We start from the raw sequence: 15,736 nt of genomic DNA on the forward strand, positions 1-15,736 counted from the left end.
GTATACTCAGCGAGATATAAATTTTGGTTTTAGTTAGCCGTTTAGTTTTAATTAAGGATCCGTTCATGTTCAATAACCATTTCATTAAAGTGGCGCTTCTTTCAAGTCTACTTGTCCCTTCTTTAAGCGCCCAAGAATTAGTCGTTGGTTATGATGGCTTTTATAACAGAATAAAAAGCAGTAAAAAAGAACAGTACGACAATACGAAAATGGGCGTTTTTCTTAATAATAGTCAGACAGGTAAGCATTGCCAGATTGAAAATGCATTTATTAATTTTGAAGGTGCAATTACTGATGTTGAAATAGGTAAAGACTTTGAACTACTTTTACCTTTCAATAAACAATTACGTGATGATAAAGCTAAACTGCATGTGAATGTTACCGACACAGCATCTTGTGACCTAGCATTGCAGATTATGGCGGCTGAAATCAACAGTACAGAATATTCATCATTAGCCCTTGTTAAACAAATTGAAGAGTTTGATTTGTTCTTAGGGAATATGGCCGGTTATTTCGGCAGAATGAATTTACCTACGACTATCGGTGTTCAGTTTATTTTTGATGAACCTGTTGAGGCTTATACTACGAGCGGCAATCTATTTAAAAGCGGAGAGCAAATTTCATTGTCGCAAGATGAAATCATTCGCGATAAAATTGCTGGTATAAAATTTAGCAAGCAACCCCTGCGAATCATACCGTTAACTGAAATCTAATCTCGGTTTCAAATGAGTTTAAATAGAGCTCTTTAGATATATGTAAAAATGGTAAAAAAAGCACTGCGTTAAGGCAGTGCTTTTTTATCGATATGTTATTAGTTAAAGGTATTAACGACATGCGTTATTACCATTCAACCTCGGTATTATAATTCAACTATAGTAACCATTTCATTCGGGTCGAAACTTTCAACACCGGACTTAGATTGCTCAGTCGGTACCATTTCAATTTCATTATCGAACGCAGTGTCAAACTCAGTAAGTTCATCTGCGCGTTCAAGATCCATGTTCACAAAATCAAATGCGTTGGTATCTGCAAGGTGGCTTGGCACGATATTACGAATTGCGTTGAAACAATTGTTTACGCGACCTGGATTTGTTTCATCCCATTGTGAAAGCATTGCTTTCACAGCTTGGCGTTGTAGATTCTCTTGTGAACCACAAAGGTTACAAGGGATAATCGGGAATGCTTTGAATGCAGAGTAAGCTTTAATATCTTTTTCACGACAGTACGCTAACGGGCGAATAACAATGTTACGCTTATCATCAGAGATAAGTTTAGGCGGCATTGTTTTCATTTTCGCGCCATGGAACATATTCAAGAATAATGTTTCAACGATATCGTCAGCATGATGGCCAAGTGCAAGTTTTGTTGCGCCAAGATCTACGGCGGCGTTATACAAAATACCACGGCGTAAGCGTGAACATAAGCTACACGTTGTTTTGCCTTCAGGGATCTTTTCTTTAACGATGCTATAGGTATCTTTTTGAACAATCTTGTATTCAATACCAAGATTTTCAAGATAGTTAGGCAGGATGTCTTCAGGGAAACCTGGCTGTTTTTGATCTAAGTTAACTGCAATAATATCAAAAGTGATCGGGGCTGCTGCTTGTAACTGCAGCAGAATATCGAGCATTGTAAAACTGTCTGCGCCACCGGACAAACAAACCATGACTCTGTCACCATCTTCAATCATATTATAATCAATGATTGCTTTACCTGTTTCATGGCGCAGCTTTTTTTGCAGTTTAGCAAATTGCTTTTTTTCTAAAGCGGTAAAATTTTCAGGATTCATTCGGACACTCAGGATTAATATTGCTGTAAGCAGCGCAGTATACCCAAGCATGCCGGAAAAGCAAGTTTCAGCGCTTGAATGTACTGTGCAGTCTGAGTATCTAGGTTATTATTTTGTAATCATTTTAATGCTAAAAGGTCACAGTTAATTGAGTCAATGACCATTTCAGCGGTGTTGCCAATTAAAAATGCAGAGAACCCATTACGGGTGGGGGCTCCGAGAATAACGAGCTCAGCATCGACGTCTTGAACAATATCCGCGATCACATCTTCAGGCGCACCTGACTGTATATGGACATTTTCTTTGGCAATATTGAACTTTTCAGCGTGGTTATACATCGCACTTTTATGGTGATCTTCAATTTCCTGATTGTAAGCGACTGCATCGAAGTTAGGAATTTCAATGGAGATATGTTCAGGGGTGCTCGGATAGGCATTTGCTAAATGTATATTGGCATTTAACAATTGTTTTAGTTGTAACGCTTCTTGCGTGATACGCTCATTAATTGAATCATCGTCCTGTGCACTTAAATTAGTGCTTTCCAAAACTTGAATTGCAGCGACTATATTGCCATTGACTGGCCAGTCATGATCTTTAACTAATAATACTGGGCATTGGCTTTTACGTAATAGGTGCCAGTCGGTTGGTGTAAACATAACAGCACTGAGCTTGTTATGGTCATGGGTGCTTTTAACGATTAAATCGTGATTGTTAAGTTTAGCTTCTTCTAAAATTGACTCGAATGGACGCTTGTGCCAAACCAGCTTTAAATTTATTTTAGCATCGGGATAATCTTGTTCTAACTGTTTTGTGAATGACTTTTGTTCTTCGACTACGATCGCATCTTGCATCGACTGGCGTTCATCACTCGAAAATAGCGAGGTGAGTTCATAGGATAGGTCATAAATAACAAGGAGAAGTGAAATAGAAACGTTATCTTGTTGAGATGCAAGATACAAAGCACGTGAGAGTGCGACTTGTGGTGTGTTAACTGGATCTGCAACCACTAGAATATTTTTATATTTATTCATAAGGCACCTTGATAACAAATTTGATAGAGATTAAGTATATGTTTATTATATTGATTATACATAACCAATATTGTAACTATATCCCAATTTGTGATAGATGCCATAAATGTACAGCTTTTTTGTTAAGCGTGATGAGCAAAGCTCTTTAAATCATGTTCTTTAAACCAATCACGCTTAACTTGCCCGTTACTATTGCGGGACTTAAGACTCTTTCTTACCGGCCAGTGAAGCAAGGCTCTCACGATCGATAATACTAATGTATTTACCTTTCACTTCAATCATGTCACTGGTTTGAAAACGGCCAAGTAAACGGCTAATCGTTTCAACAGTAAGGCCTAAATAATTACCGATATCACCACGAGTCATGGTTAGACGGAACTCTTTAGGTGAAAAACCACGTTCAGAGAAACGCACAGAAAGATTATTTAAAAATGCAGCAAGACGCTGTTCAGCATTCTTCTTACTCAGTAATAAAATCATCTCTTGATCTGCAGCAATCTCGCCACTCATTAATCGCATAACTTGGCGACGTAACATCGGCATTTTACCAATTAAGTCATCCAGAGTTTCATACGGAATTTCACAAACCATTGATGTTTCTAACGCTTGTGAAAAGCTCGGGTGTACGCCTGAGCTTAATGCATCAAATCCGATCAAATCACCCGCTAAATGGAAGCCCGTGATTTGTTCATCACCTTGCTCCGTAATAGTGTATGACTTTACCGAGCCTGAGCGTATCGCATAAAGTGATTTAACTTTATCACCAGCTTTAAATATTTCATCATTCTTTTGAAAAGGCTTTTTGCGTTCAATAATTTGGTCGAGAGAATCTAGCTCTGAATCATTCAAAGAATATGGTATGCAGAGTTGGCTAATACTGCAATTCTGACAGTGAATTTCACACTTTGAAGCAGCAGTTCGTGTCGGTATCTTTTTATCTAAGGCCATAATTCCAATAAACTCTTTTGATATATGTCAATATTGTATCAAATTTATATACCATAAGCACTTAATTGTACTAACGCTATATAAATAATATGTAAACCGTATAAAACAAGCAATAAACCACTAAATCGTTTGAACTTGGTGTTTTGTATTAAGCTGTTGAATTTTGTGGAGAAACTGCCTACCAAGAACATGATCGGGAAAGTTCCCAAGCCAAATGCAAACATGGTCAATGCTGACGACAATGCAGAGCCAGTAGACAATGCGAGTGTTAATGCCGAATAAACAAGACCACAGGGTAACCAGCCCCATAAAAAACCTAATGGAAATGCATGGTAAGGTGTTTTCAAAGGCAGAAATTGACGCGCCAGTGGCTGAATAAAACGCCAAAGCAAACGTCCGACTTTTTCGAGTTGTAAAATGGCGGAATTAAGTTGCGCAATATACAAACCTATGAGAATTAAAGTCATACCTGAAACAAAACGTAGTATGACTAGAAAATCGTAACCTGCACCAAAATTTAAACCAATTTGTGCGGTTAAACCAACAATCGCACCAATTAAAGTATAGCTGGTGATCCGACCAAGATTATAAAAGAGTGGGGCGAGTGAGTTGGATTGAGTCGTCTGTTTATTTGCATGAGCAATGGCGCCTGAAATACCACCACACATCGCAATGCAATGACCAGCGCCTAATACTCCAATCATAAAGGCGGCAATAAAACTACTTATCATGCTTATTACTTTGTGAAGAGCTATCTGAGTTACTATCTTTGTTGTTCTGCTTGTTCAGTGGTACTTCGTTATTACCTTCGTCATCAAACAGAATATTACTGCCTTCACGTTCTAAATCCTCGAATTGATCGGATTTAACAGCCCAAAAGAAAACGGCGACTGCAATTGCAACAAAAATCATCGCAATTGGGATTAACATAAAAATAATTTCCATTACTTCAACAACCTTAATGAATTACCAATAACTAATAGTGAACTTAGTGACATACCTATCACGGCGATATACGGTGGTACACTGCCTGAGATTGCTAACGGTAAAATCAATGAATTATACCCCAGCGCCCACATTAAGTTTTGCTTGATTATTTTATAGGTTTTTGTCGCTGTAGCCAGCATATATTTCACAGCAATGAAATCAGTACTTAATAGCACCACATCGGCACTGTTTTTTGCTAAATCAGAGCCTTCACCCATCGCGATTGACACTGTCGCAGCGCTTAATACTGGAGCATCATTTACGCCATCACCGACCATAAGCATTAATTTACCGTCGGCCTGCTGGGCATTAATGTATGCGAGTTTACTTTCTGGAGACTGGCTTGTTTTCTTATTCTTGATCGCCAAACCTGCCGTTACTTTATCTGTATGATTTTTACTATCACCTGTAAGCAGGGTAACATCGAGTCCTGATTCTGCAATGTAGTCGAGTGTTGTTGCTACGTTCTCGCGCATTTCATCTTGAATATAAAAACGTGCGATCAGTTGCTCATTCTTAGCCAGGTAGACGAGAATGTCTTTACCGTCGGACTCTAAACTCACTTGTTGCGTAAATTTAGCGGAGCCGATCTTATAATTGTCTTCGCCAAGGCTTCCTGAGATGCCTAAGCCGATGTGATTTTCGGTCTTATCAAATTTTATTTTTTCTTCATCGGTTTTAAAAGCTGACGCAATAGGGTGTGTTGAGTACTGCTCAAGTGATGCCGCTATACGTAGTAACTCTGTCTGGTGTAGCTCTGTACCTGATTTGATCTTAGTAAGCGTAAACGCCCCTTTGGTTAAGGTGCCCGTTTTATCAAACGCGATCTCATCGACTTTGGTTAATGATTCGAGTACATGCTCTTTACGAATTAAGATACCTTGTCGAGATAGATTACTCGTCGCACAGGTTAATGCCGTCGGAGTCGCTAGCGATAACGCGCAAGGGCAGGTAGCAACTAAAACAGATAGGGTGATCCAAAATGCCTTATCTGGATCATAGCCAAGCCAGAATAAGTAAGTTCCAGCTGAAATAATTAATAATGCGAGTACAAAATAACGGGATATTTTATCAGCCAAAATTGAAATTTGTGGTTTTGACGATTGCGCTGTATTTTGTAAACGAATGATCTCTGATATTAGATTATGTTTGTGGGTTTTAGTTACACATACAACAATGGTTTGTTCGACATTAAGGCTACCAGTATAAACGTCACTTTCTACCGATTTAACGATAGGTAAAAACTCACCGGTGAGCATTGATTCGTCAACACTGCTTTCACCTTTGATAATAAGGCCATCACATGGGATGACTTCGCCACTTTTTACAATCACGCAGTCGTTAATTTTAAGCTGCTTGGTTGGTACCAGTTGTTCGCTTTCATCTTCATTAACACGTAATGCCATATTCGGAATAAGCTTGGCCATGTTGGCACTGAGTTCTGAGGTTTTTTTACGTGCTCTTAGCTCCAAGTAACGGCCAAACAACAAGAAAAATGTAAACATGGATATAGATTCAAAATAGACTTCACCCGTGCCTGTCATCGTTGCATAAGCTGACGCGGTATACGCACCGAGTAGGGCTATGGATACGGGAACATCCATGCCTAATGTTCTGGTTCGTAAATTACGCAGAGCGTTAGAATAGAAAGGTTGTGCTGAATAAAGTAGTACTGGCGTTGCAACAATCAAACTTACCCAACGGAAAAGTTGGCGATACATTTCTTCCATATCGCCAAACCAAGTCGAGTAGAGCGCAACTGCAAACATCATGACTTGCATTGTTGCCAGCCCAGCGAGACCTAATCGTCTGAAATAAGACTTAAGCTGTTTGTTGTACATCAACTCATGCTGGTCGGCCTGAAAAGGTGATGCACTGTAACCGAGGTTACTGATGCGTTTCAAAATATCACTGAGTTTGATTTGTTCATCGACCCACTTAATGGAAATACGGTTACTTGTCGCATTCACATTAATAAATTGAATGCCTTGGGTGTTACGAAAGCTCCTTTCGATTAACCAGGCACATGCGGCACAAGAAAGACCTTCAACAGTCAATGTGATCTCTTTTATGTCACCATCTTGATAGACAAACTCATCTTGAATTTCATTGTCATCGTAAATTTCTAAGCGTAATAATTCATCTGGTACTAATTGTTTTGCGGTAGGCGATAAATCAGTTCGATGCTCGTAGTACGAACTCAGCCCTGAGGCGACAATCATTTCCGCGACAGACTGACAACCTGGACAACACATCTCACGTTCTTCAGGGGCAATATAAACTTTATATTTATTTGTGTCTGCTGCGAAAACAGCTTCACCGCAGTGATAACAATTAGTACCGTTTGACATTAATCTTGCTCGCCGTCTAACTTAATTACAGAAGTATTTGGATATTGAACATATTCTTGCACGCGCCATGCGCCATCAAATGACTCTGCACGTACACGCCATTTACCTTGTAGCATATCCTCTGGGATCTCGATACGATAACTACCATCGCCAGATGCTGTCGCAAGTACCGAAATATCATGTTTTGCTAACGTCACATGGAAGAATGAAATATTCAGCGCTTCATTTTCTTTCATATCGCCAGTCGCTGGTTTTAATACCGCGAAACCGTCTTCGAATTTAAGCGAGAAAGTAATATTTCGAGCTAATGCCTCGTGGTATTTCGTTAAGTCTTGGTTAATCTTTTTACCGTCTTTATAGTAATCGTCAGAAACCATATCTGGTTGATTATTCTGAAAAACAAAAAAGGTAGATGTACCAGCTACGACGGCTAATGCAGGAAAGAAAATAACGAACCAGAACCATGGTTCTTTATACCAATAAGATTTCATTGTGAACTCCAAGAAGGGAAAGGTGAAATTTAACAAAGTTACAGCCAAAAAAAAAGCTCCATTCAGTAAATGGAGCTTTAAATTACTACTATTACGTTACTTTACACTTAAACTGTAAACATAACTGCTTAATAGCATTACTTTATCTTCACCAAGGATGTGACTCCATGCTGGCATTACACCGTTACGACCATACTTAACTGTTTGTTCGATAGCTTTACGAGAGCCACCATACAACCATGTTTTGTCAGTCAGATTCGGAGCACCTAGCATAGTCATGCCTTTAGCATCTGCGCCATGACAAGCTGAACAAGTTTGAAGGAATACTTCTTTACCTGCTGCTTCTTCACGTGCATTTACTTTACGACCAGATAAACCAACAACATACGTTGTCACTTGATCAACTTTCTCATCACCTAGAACAGGTAACCAACCCGGCATAACACCAGCTCGGCCATTCATGATAGTTGCTTTGATGTCAGCAGGATTACCGCCGTACAACCAATCACCATCAGTTAGGTTAGGGAAGCCTTTTGCACCACGTGCATCAGAACCGTGACACTGCGAACAGTTTTGTAAAAATAGGCGTTGACCTACTTTAACTGCTTCAGGATCTTTAGCGATGTCAGCAATTTCACGGTATTCAGTGAAGTCGCTACTTTCTGTTTTAACTAGCTTGTTAAATACAGCTGCATATTTTGCATCAGCTGATTCAATTTCACGCTCATACTCATTAGTACTAGTCCAGCCAAGTAAACCTTTATAGCTGCCTAGACCTGGATATAGTGCGAAATAGATAAAACCACCAATACAAGTGAAAATAAATAAGTATTTCCACCATGTTGGTAATGGGTTATTTAACTCTTCGATACCATCGAAAGAGTGGCCCATTGATTCGCCTTCTTTAACGCCTGTATCATTCTTGTTACAGTACCAAAGTAAAGCTAAGCAACCAAAAATGCTGCCTAGTGTGATCACTGTGATCCAAATACTCCAAAAAGTACTCATAATCATAAACTCCTAAATATGAGCAGATTTGTTCTTCTGCTCTCCATTAAGTGAATCAGTGTGAGCGGCTTCATCAGCAAATACTAAATTAGCAGCTTCATTAAAAGCACTTTTTTGTCGTTTGCTGTAAGCCCAAGCAATAATAGCGATAAAAATGGCCATCAGTACTAGGGTGTAAATCCCTTGAAACATAATTACATCCTTATTTTAATGCATGACCTAATGATTGCAGGTAAGCAACCAACGCGTCTAGTTCAGTTTTACCTTTAACAGCTTCTTCTGCACCAGCAATATCTGCATCTGTGTAAGGAACGTCAAAGTAATCTTTAAAGATACTTAGTTTCGCAGCAGATTCTGAACCATCCAATACATTCTCAGCTAACCAAGGGAAAGCGGGCATGTTTGACTCTGGAACAACACTTCGTGGGTCAATTAAATGCGCTCGTTGCCAATCATCAGAATAACGACCACCAACACGGGCTAGATCTGGACCAGTACGTTTAGAACCCCACAGGAACGGATGTTCCCAAACAGACTCACCAGCAACAGAATATGCACCGTAGCGCTCTGTTTCTGCACGGAAAGGACGGATCATTTGACTATGACAAACGGCACAGTTCTCACGCATGTAGATATCACGGCCTTCCATCTCTAACGCCGTATAAGGACGTAAAGTATCAAGCGGTTCCGTTGTATCTTTTTGCCAGAACAGTGGTGTAATTTCAACCATCGCACCCAAACTGATCGCAAAGACGATGAAGATTGCTAATAAACCAATGTTCTTTTCAATTAATTCATGTTTCATAAGATATCTCCTTTTTATGCGACTTCAGCGTCAGCTTTGATTGATTGATCAGCCGCAGAGATTGTCTTAAAGACATTGTATGCCATCAATAGCATACCAGTCAGGAAGAACACACCGCCCAGGAAGCGTACGAAGTAGAATGGATATGAAGCTTGAAGTGACTCAACGAAGCTATACGTTAAAGTACCATCAGCATTTACCGCTCTCCACATCAGACCTTGCATTACACCCGAGATCCACATTGCAACAATATAAAGTACAGTACCAACAGTTGCTAACCAGAAGTGAACGTTGATCAGCTTAACGCTGTACATACGACCTTGGTTAAATAACACAGGGATTAAGTGGTAGATAGCACCGATAGATACCATTGCAACCCAACCTAGCGCACCTGAATGTACGTGACCAACAGTCCAGTCAGTGTAATGCGAAAGTGCATTTACACTCTTAATTGCCATCATTGGACCTTCGAACGTAGACATGCCGTAGAAAGATAAAGAAACAATTAGGAAACGTAGGATAGGGTCATAACGCAGTTTATGCCATGCGCCAGAAAGTGTCATGATACCGTTGATCATACCACCCCATGATGGAGCAAATAAGATTAGCGACATAACCATACCAACTGATTGAGTCCAATCAGGAAGTGCTGTGTAATGAAGGTGGTGAGGACCAGCCCAAATGTACAGCGATACTAATGCCCAGAAGTGAACAATTGATAAACGGTATGAGTAAACAGGACGGTTTGCTTGTTTAGGAACGAAATAATACATCATGCCTAAGAAACCAGCTGTTAGTAGGAAACCAACTGCATTGTGGCCGTACCACCACTGAACCATCGCATCGATAGCACCACCGTATATAGAATAAGATTTCATCATATTCAGTGGGATCGCTGCACTGTTCACAATATGTAAAACAGCAACGGTTAAGATGAATGCACCAAAGAACCAGTTCGCTACATAAATGTGCGATGTTTGGCGTTTAACGATGGTGCCAAAGAATACAACCGCATAAACAACCCAAACTAGCGTGATTAAGATATCAATCGGCCATTCAAGTTCTGCGTATTCTTTTGTAGTGTTATAACCAAGTGGTAATGATATAACAGCAGAAAGAATAACTAGTTGCCAACCCCAAAATACAACCGCAGGTAAAACACCGCCAAATAGGCGTGCTTGACACGTACGTTGAACAACATAAAAGGATGTTGCCATTAGGGCCGAAGTACCAAATGCAAAGATTACTGCATTGGTATGTAGGGGACGAAGACGACTATAAGTTAACCAAGGTGTATCGAAATTTAGTGCAGGCCAAATTAGCTGTGCTGCAATTAGCACACCCACTGACATTCCAACAATACCCCAGATAACAGTCATCACAGTAAACTGTCGTACAACTTTATAGTTATAGTCAGTTTTTATAGGTGAATGAGAGCTCATATTTTGCTTCCGGTGCTACGAATTATTAAACATCTTTCGATGCGTGAATACCCAAAAAGAATATGTGTAAATCTAGGTAATCTAAATTGACAGTCATACTCAGATGGGGATATTACGCGATTTTACGTAACATTAACAGCGGAATTTGTTGGTTATATTGTTAAAAAAGCACGGATATATATCTATTGGGGTAGGCTTGATTTAGATCAATAAAATCAGGCTGGAAAAACTAATTTAGACCTGTGACTTGATAATGATCAACTAAAAATTATTTATGAATTTTATGTTTTTAATGTATTTTAGGGACAAAAATATGAATGGTCACAAAAGTTGATAATCGCGTAATAACGACGTTAACTTAATGTTAATTAAAAAGGCTGGTAACTCGAACTATAAAGTGAATTACCTGCCTTTCAATTGCGATAAAATTGACGCGTTATTCTAATGAGATATTAGCGTTGATTTATGCTTTTAAAGCTGCGGAGACAATTTCTTGTGCTTCGCTTAAAATTAACGCTAAATGTGCTTCATCTTTAAAACTTTCTGCATAGATTTTGTAAATTGCTTCAGTGCCAGATGGGCGAGCTGCAAACCAGCCATTTTCCGTTGTCACTTTCAAGCCACCAATTTTACCGTCGTTACCTGGCGCATTGGTTAATTTAGCGGTAATAGTTTCGCCTGCTAAGGTTTCAGCTTGAACGAGTTCTGGTGACAAGTTCGATAGAATTGCTTTTTCTTCAAATGAAGCGGGCGCATCAATACGGTTATAAACAGGTGCGCCGAATTCTTCGGTTAGTTCAGCATAAAGTTGTGCTGGATCTTTACCTGTTATTGCAAGTATCTCTGCAGATAATAGGGCTAAAATGATACCGTCTTTATCGGTTGTCCAAACAGTACCGTCAGTACGTAAGAACGATGCACCGGCACTTTCTTCGCCGCCAAACGCAAAACTTGCGTTGTGTAAACCATCAACAAACCACTTAAAACCAACAGGTACTTCACAAAGGGGACGTTCAATCTTCGCCGCAACACGGTCAATCATCGAACTTGATACTAGAGTTTTACCTACTTTTGCATTTACCGGCCAATTTGTGCGGTTAGTAAATAAGTATTGGATTGCAACAGCAAGGTAATGGTTTGGATTCATTAAGCCGCTTTTAGTGACAATTCCGTGACGGTCATAATCCGGATCATTACCAATTGCGATGTCAAAATCATCTTTTAAGCTGATCAAACTTGCCATAGCATAAGGTGATGAGCAATCCATACGGATCTTGCCATCTTTATCTAGGCACATAAATGAGAAACTTGGGTCAACGCGATCGTTTACAACGGTGATATCTAAATTGTATCTCGCTGCAATCACGTCCCAATAAGCAAAACCTGAACCGCCTAACGTATCAACACCGATCTTAATACCTGCGTCTGCAATGGCTTTTAGATTGAGCACATTTTCTAAGTCAGCGACGTAAGCTTCAACATAATCGATTTCTTGATAATGTGCAGACTCAGTCGCGATCGCAAAGCTTAAACGTTTAACAGCCACTAAACCTTCAGAAATAATGTCGTTAGCACGGTTTTCAATGATCTTAGTTACATCACTATCTGCCGGACCGCCGTGCGGTGGGTTGTATTTAATACCACCATCTTGAGGTGGATTATGTGATGGTGTAATTACAATGCCATCAGCTTGAATAGTGTTGCTGCTGTTATACGCTAAAATGGCGTGTGAAATAACAGGGGTAGGCGTAAACCCGCCATCAGCTTGAACACGTACATCGACACCATTTGCAACTAATACTTCAATCACTGAAATATTTGCAGGTTCAGATAATGCATGTGTATCTTTACCAATAAATAGAGGACCTGTAATACCTTGTTCATGGCGATATTCAGCAATTGCTTGGCTAATTGCGAGGATATGGTATTCGTTAAAAGAAGATGCAAAAGCGTTGCCGCGATGACCAGAAGTACCAAATGCAACACGCTCAGCTATTTTTGTTACATCTGGTTTATTGATGTAATAATTAGACACGAGTGCAGGAATGTTACAAAGATCTGAATTTTGCGCCTTTTGTCCGGCTCTTGGATGAACTGCCATGTGCGTTTTTGTCCTTAAATAAATGAAAGCTGTTATGAATTAAATTGTTATCATTATACCTCTAATAAGTTAATTTTGGCACATCCTTTCAATTGAAACTCTAACTTTGTGCTCCAAACTGGTCTAAACAGTTATTTTTGTGGTTTCTATAACCAGTAATTTAATCGGATTAATTTAGACTCTAGTCAGATACTGATAGCTTATGATAAAATCAGGATTATAAATTATTTATTTAAACTAGAGTTAATCATGGCCAGAACAGCTGCAGCACTACACATACTTGTTAAACACGAATCTAAAGCTTATGAAATATTGGCAAAACTAGAGAAGGGAGAGAACTTTCAAAAATTAGCAAAATCTCATTCCCTTTGTCCGTCTGGCAAAAAAGATGGTGGTAACTTAGGTGAGTTTAGAAAAGGAGCTATGGTTCCTGCTTTTGATAAAGTTTGTTTCAATGGTGAGATCTTAACTCCTCATCTTGTGAAGACAAAACATGGTTGGCATATCGTGAAGATCTTGTTTAGAACATAATAGAGCTGTTCTACCCGTCATAAAAAAGCCCTCAATTTTGAAGTGAGGGCTTTTTTTTGCCTGTGTTTTTAAGGGCATTATTTTTCTGAATATGCTTTTTTTACTTCGCGTGCAATGAGTGCTTTAAATGGTTCGGCACCAAATTCTTTTAGCGCGACACCATTAACGTAGAATGTAGGTGTTTTGAATACTTTAAGTGTTTTAGCATCTTGCGCATCTTTCGCCATACGTTCTGCGATAAGCGGGTTCTTCATATCAACTTTAAGTTTTGCGATGTCAATACCCGCATCCTGCAGATATGGATATAACAAATCTACATTTGCAGTGTGGTTTATTGCCCAATTACTTTGGTAATATAACGTAATACGCAGTGCATCCCAGAATTTGTTTTGCATTTTTGTTGCTTCTAACGCTGCCACAACAGGGCCTACGTTTTTATGGAATGCAACCGGTCGAGCAATTAAGTTAACTTTACCTTTATACTGTTTTATTTGGCTTTTAACGAGTGGGTAAAAGGCTCGGCAGGACTCACAAGCAGGGTCAAAGAATTCAACAATCGTTACTTTGGCATTTTTACTACCAAAAATAGGTGCGTTTTCACTATATAGATGTTGTTCAATATTTTTGTCTGAAGTTGACGGTATTAATAGGAATGCGCCGATGACAACTGCGATGCTTAATATTACGATGGATATGAGTTTATTTTTCTTTTGTTGCTCTAAACTTTTCTTTGTCGCTAATTTTTTCATGAGTAAACCTAAGTAGAAAGTGAAATATTTTTCGTATTTTAGATTTAAAATGTAATAACGTCTTGATCAAACTTCAATTTATGGACAAAAAATGCAGATAATGACTTATTCGGTGGGTTAAACTGACACTAGGCTAAGTTATAGGCACGTAGGATGTAAAAAACCAGCTACAAATTTAACATCTGTTGCTGGTTTTTTATGTAGCCTATACTTGTTTGCAGTATTGCTCCGTTAAGTAGTGAGGGTTATTAGAAACCGTACTCAAGACCTACACGCGCGAATGTTTCTTGGCTGTCGGAAGTTGCTGCACCCCAACCAAGTTTATCTGTCATACCAACACGAACGTAAGGTACAAAGCCGTTAACCACACCCATTACTTGTAGTGATGTGACTGAAGAACCTTCTCTTTCATTTAAGCTATCTTCAGAATCCACGTCTTCAGTCGCAGCGTAACCTAGTTTAATACCCAGCGGACCATTCCAATATTGTGCGATTAGAGAATAAGAGCCTTGTGAATCGACATCTTTAGAGGCAATGTTTTCTGCTTGACCGTATTTGTACGCACCCGAAATACTAATGCCAGTGCTTGCAATCGGCGCTTCAAAACCAACGAGATAGGTAAAAGTATCAGTTGTATAAGCAGCTCTAGTATCTGTTTTACCTACTTCACGATTATTACCGTATTCAAATGTCGCATGTAATGTAACAGTATCAAACGCTTTATATTTTGCTGCACCACCAACCCAATGTGCATTTTCTCCACTGCCAGCACGACCTGTGGCAACGTTGATGTTCAGATTACCCATCGCAGGGGCAAAATAACGAATTGATTCTGTACGATCGTACATGTACGCAATATCACCAGTTGCAGCAGGATCAAATACACGACCTAAACCAGGGTTTGTGAACGGCCAATCAACAACTTCATACATAGGGGTTAACTGACGACCAACTGTGACTTTACCGTAATCACCTTCTACACCCACGAAGGTATCACGGAAACCTAAACCACCACCAGCCCAATCATCTACATCAGTATAGCCAGATTCAACTTGGAATATCACATTGATATCATCAGTCATTTGCTTACTACCACGAAAGCCTATACGAGTTTCATTTTCAATCTTGTAATCTGTAATACTTGTGTTATCGCCTGATATTCCATAAGTAGAAACTGCGACTACACCGTAAACTTCAACATTACCGGTATTCTCGGTACCTAATACGTATGCATTAGCTGCTGTAGATAATAAAGCAGTTGAAACCGCTGCTGCAACCATGGATAAGCTTAATTTATTCATTCTAAATTCCTTTTAGTAGAGTTAAATGCTATTTATATTGATTTGTTAATTAATAATGAACTTTGTAACTTGATGGTTTGGAGTCTACCCCCTTGTTAATTCATCTTGCAAATTAAGCTATTCACAGTCGTGATAAAACTCACAATAATTTTAATAAAAAGACATAAACAACGATAAAGATCTCATTTATACCTATTTATAG

At 39.2% G+C, this 15,736-nt stretch carries 16 protein-coding genes; 2 read left to right on the plus strand and 14 right to left on the minus strand.

Annotation, left to right across the window (positions count from 1 at the left end; all coding sequences use genetic code 11):
• Positions 1-65 precede the first annotated feature (65 nt).
• Positions 66-713 (plus strand): DUF2987 domain-containing protein, encoded by a 648-nt coding sequence (locus JFU56_RS19315; protein WP_198438889.1) that lies wholly within the window; start codon positions 66-68, stop codon positions 711-713.
• A 146-nt stretch (positions 714-859) separates the two neighbouring features.
• Here JFU56_RS19315 and ttcA read toward each other — a convergent pair whose 3' ends face one another.
• The 12 genes from ttcA to pgm all read right to left on the minus strand — a co-directional run bounded on the left by ttcA (position 860) and on the right by pgm (position 12,953).
• On the minus strand, positions 860-1,789 hold the full coding sequence (ttcA, locus tag JFU56_RS19320) for a tRNA 2-thiocytidine(32) synthetase TtcA (protein WP_198438890.1): 930 nt from the start codon (positions 1,787-1,789) through the stop codon (positions 860-862).
• Positions 1,790-1,908: 119 nt separating this feature from the next.
• Positions 1,909-2,820, minus strand: coding sequence for a universal stress protein UspE (uspE, locus tag JFU56_RS19325; RefSeq protein WP_198438891.1), 912 nt, complete (start codon positions 2,818-2,820; stop codon positions 1,909-1,911).
• Between the two features lie 201 nt (positions 2,821-3,021).
• Positions 3,022-3,768, minus strand: coding sequence for an FNR family transcription factor (locus tag JFU56_RS19330; RefSeq protein WP_198438892.1), 747 nt, complete (start codon positions 3,766-3,768; stop codon positions 3,022-3,024).
• 44 nt (positions 3,769-3,812) lie between these two features.
• A complete protein-coding gene (locus tag JFU56_RS19335) occupies positions 3,813-4,499 on the minus strand; it encodes a sulfite exporter TauE/SafE family protein (protein ID WP_198438893.1) in 687 nt (228 codons plus the stop codon).
• Positions 4,489-4,713: a cbb3-type cytochrome oxidase assembly protein CcoS gene (gene ccoS / locus JFU56_RS19340; RefSeq protein WP_198438894.1), complete on the minus strand. Its 225-nt coding sequence runs from the start codon at positions 4,711-4,713 to the stop codon at positions 4,489-4,491. Before ccoS ends, JFU56_RS19335 begins: the two co-directional genes overlap by 11 nt.
• The gene (locus JFU56_RS19345; RefSeq protein WP_198438895.1) at positions 4,713-7,106 is read right to left on the minus strand and encodes a heavy metal translocating P-type ATPase; all 2,394 of its coding nucleotides are present in this window, start codon (positions 7,104-7,106) and stop codon (positions 4,713-4,715) included. Before JFU56_RS19345 ends, ccoS begins: the two co-directional genes overlap by 1 nt.
• Entirely contained in the window at positions 7,106-7,597 is a 492-nt protein-coding gene (locus tag JFU56_RS19350; RefSeq protein ID WP_198438896.1) for a FixH family protein, read from the minus strand. The genes JFU56_RS19345 and JFU56_RS19350 overlap by 1 nt, the downstream gene beginning before the upstream one ends.
• A gap of 96 nt (positions 7,598-7,693) precedes the next feature.
• The gene (gene ccoP / locus JFU56_RS19355) at positions 7,694-8,605 is read right to left on the minus strand and encodes a cytochrome-c oxidase, cbb3-type subunit III (RefSeq protein ID WP_198438897.1); all 912 of its coding nucleotides are present in this window, start codon (positions 8,603-8,605) and stop codon (positions 7,694-7,696) included.
• A 12-nt stretch (positions 8,606-8,617) separates the two neighbouring features.
• Positions 8,618-8,797 (minus strand): CcoQ/FixQ family Cbb3-type cytochrome c oxidase assembly chaperone, encoded by a 180-nt coding sequence (locus JFU56_RS19360; RefSeq protein ID WP_017219957.1) that lies wholly within the window; start codon positions 8,795-8,797, stop codon positions 8,618-8,620.
• Positions 8,798-8,807: 10 nt separating this feature from the next.
• A complete protein-coding gene (gene ccoO / locus JFU56_RS19365) occupies positions 8,808-9,410 on the minus strand; it encodes a cytochrome-c oxidase, cbb3-type subunit II (RefSeq protein WP_198438898.1) in 603 nt (200 codons plus the stop codon).
• 14 nt (positions 9,411-9,424) lie between these two features.
• Positions 9,425-10,852, minus strand: coding sequence for a cytochrome-c oxidase, cbb3-type subunit I (gene ccoN / locus JFU56_RS19370; protein ID WP_198438899.1), 1,428 nt, complete (start codon positions 10,850-10,852; stop codon positions 9,425-9,427).
• A 463-nt stretch (positions 10,853-11,315) separates the two neighbouring features.
• Complete coding sequence (gene pgm / locus JFU56_RS19375) at positions 11,316-12,953, minus strand: phosphoglucomutase (alpha-D-glucose-1,6-bisphosphate-dependent) (RefSeq protein WP_198438900.1); 1,638 nt, start codon at positions 12,951-12,953, stop codon at positions 11,316-11,318.
• Positions 12,954-13,202: 249 nt separating this feature from the next.
• Here pgm and JFU56_RS19380 point away from each other — a divergent pair, with 249 nt between their 5' ends.
• Positions 13,203-13,484, plus strand: a complete 282-nt coding sequence (locus tag JFU56_RS19380) for a peptidylprolyl isomerase (RefSeq protein ID WP_026032057.1) — start codon at positions 13,203-13,205, stop codon at positions 13,482-13,484.
• Between the two features lie 77 nt (positions 13,485-13,561).
• On the opposite strand, the gene JFU56_RS19385 is transcribed toward JFU56_RS19380, so the two are convergent.
• Together JFU56_RS19385 and JFU56_RS19390 are read right to left on the minus strand one after the other, a co-directional pair.
• Positions 13,562-14,233, minus strand: a complete 672-nt coding sequence (locus JFU56_RS19385) for a thioredoxin domain-containing protein (protein WP_198438901.1) — start codon at positions 14,231-14,233, stop codon at positions 13,562-13,564.
• A gap of 248 nt (positions 14,234-14,481) precedes the next feature.
• On the minus strand, positions 14,482-15,534 hold the full coding sequence (locus tag JFU56_RS19390) for a porin (RefSeq protein WP_198438902.1): 1,053 nt from the start codon (positions 15,532-15,534) through the stop codon (positions 14,482-14,484).
• Between the last annotated feature and the right edge of the window lie 202 nt (positions 15,535-15,736).

The organism is Moritella sp. F3 (assembly GCF_015082335.1).
Lineage (GTDB): Bacteria > Pseudomonadota > Gammaproteobacteria > Enterobacterales > Moritellaceae > Moritella.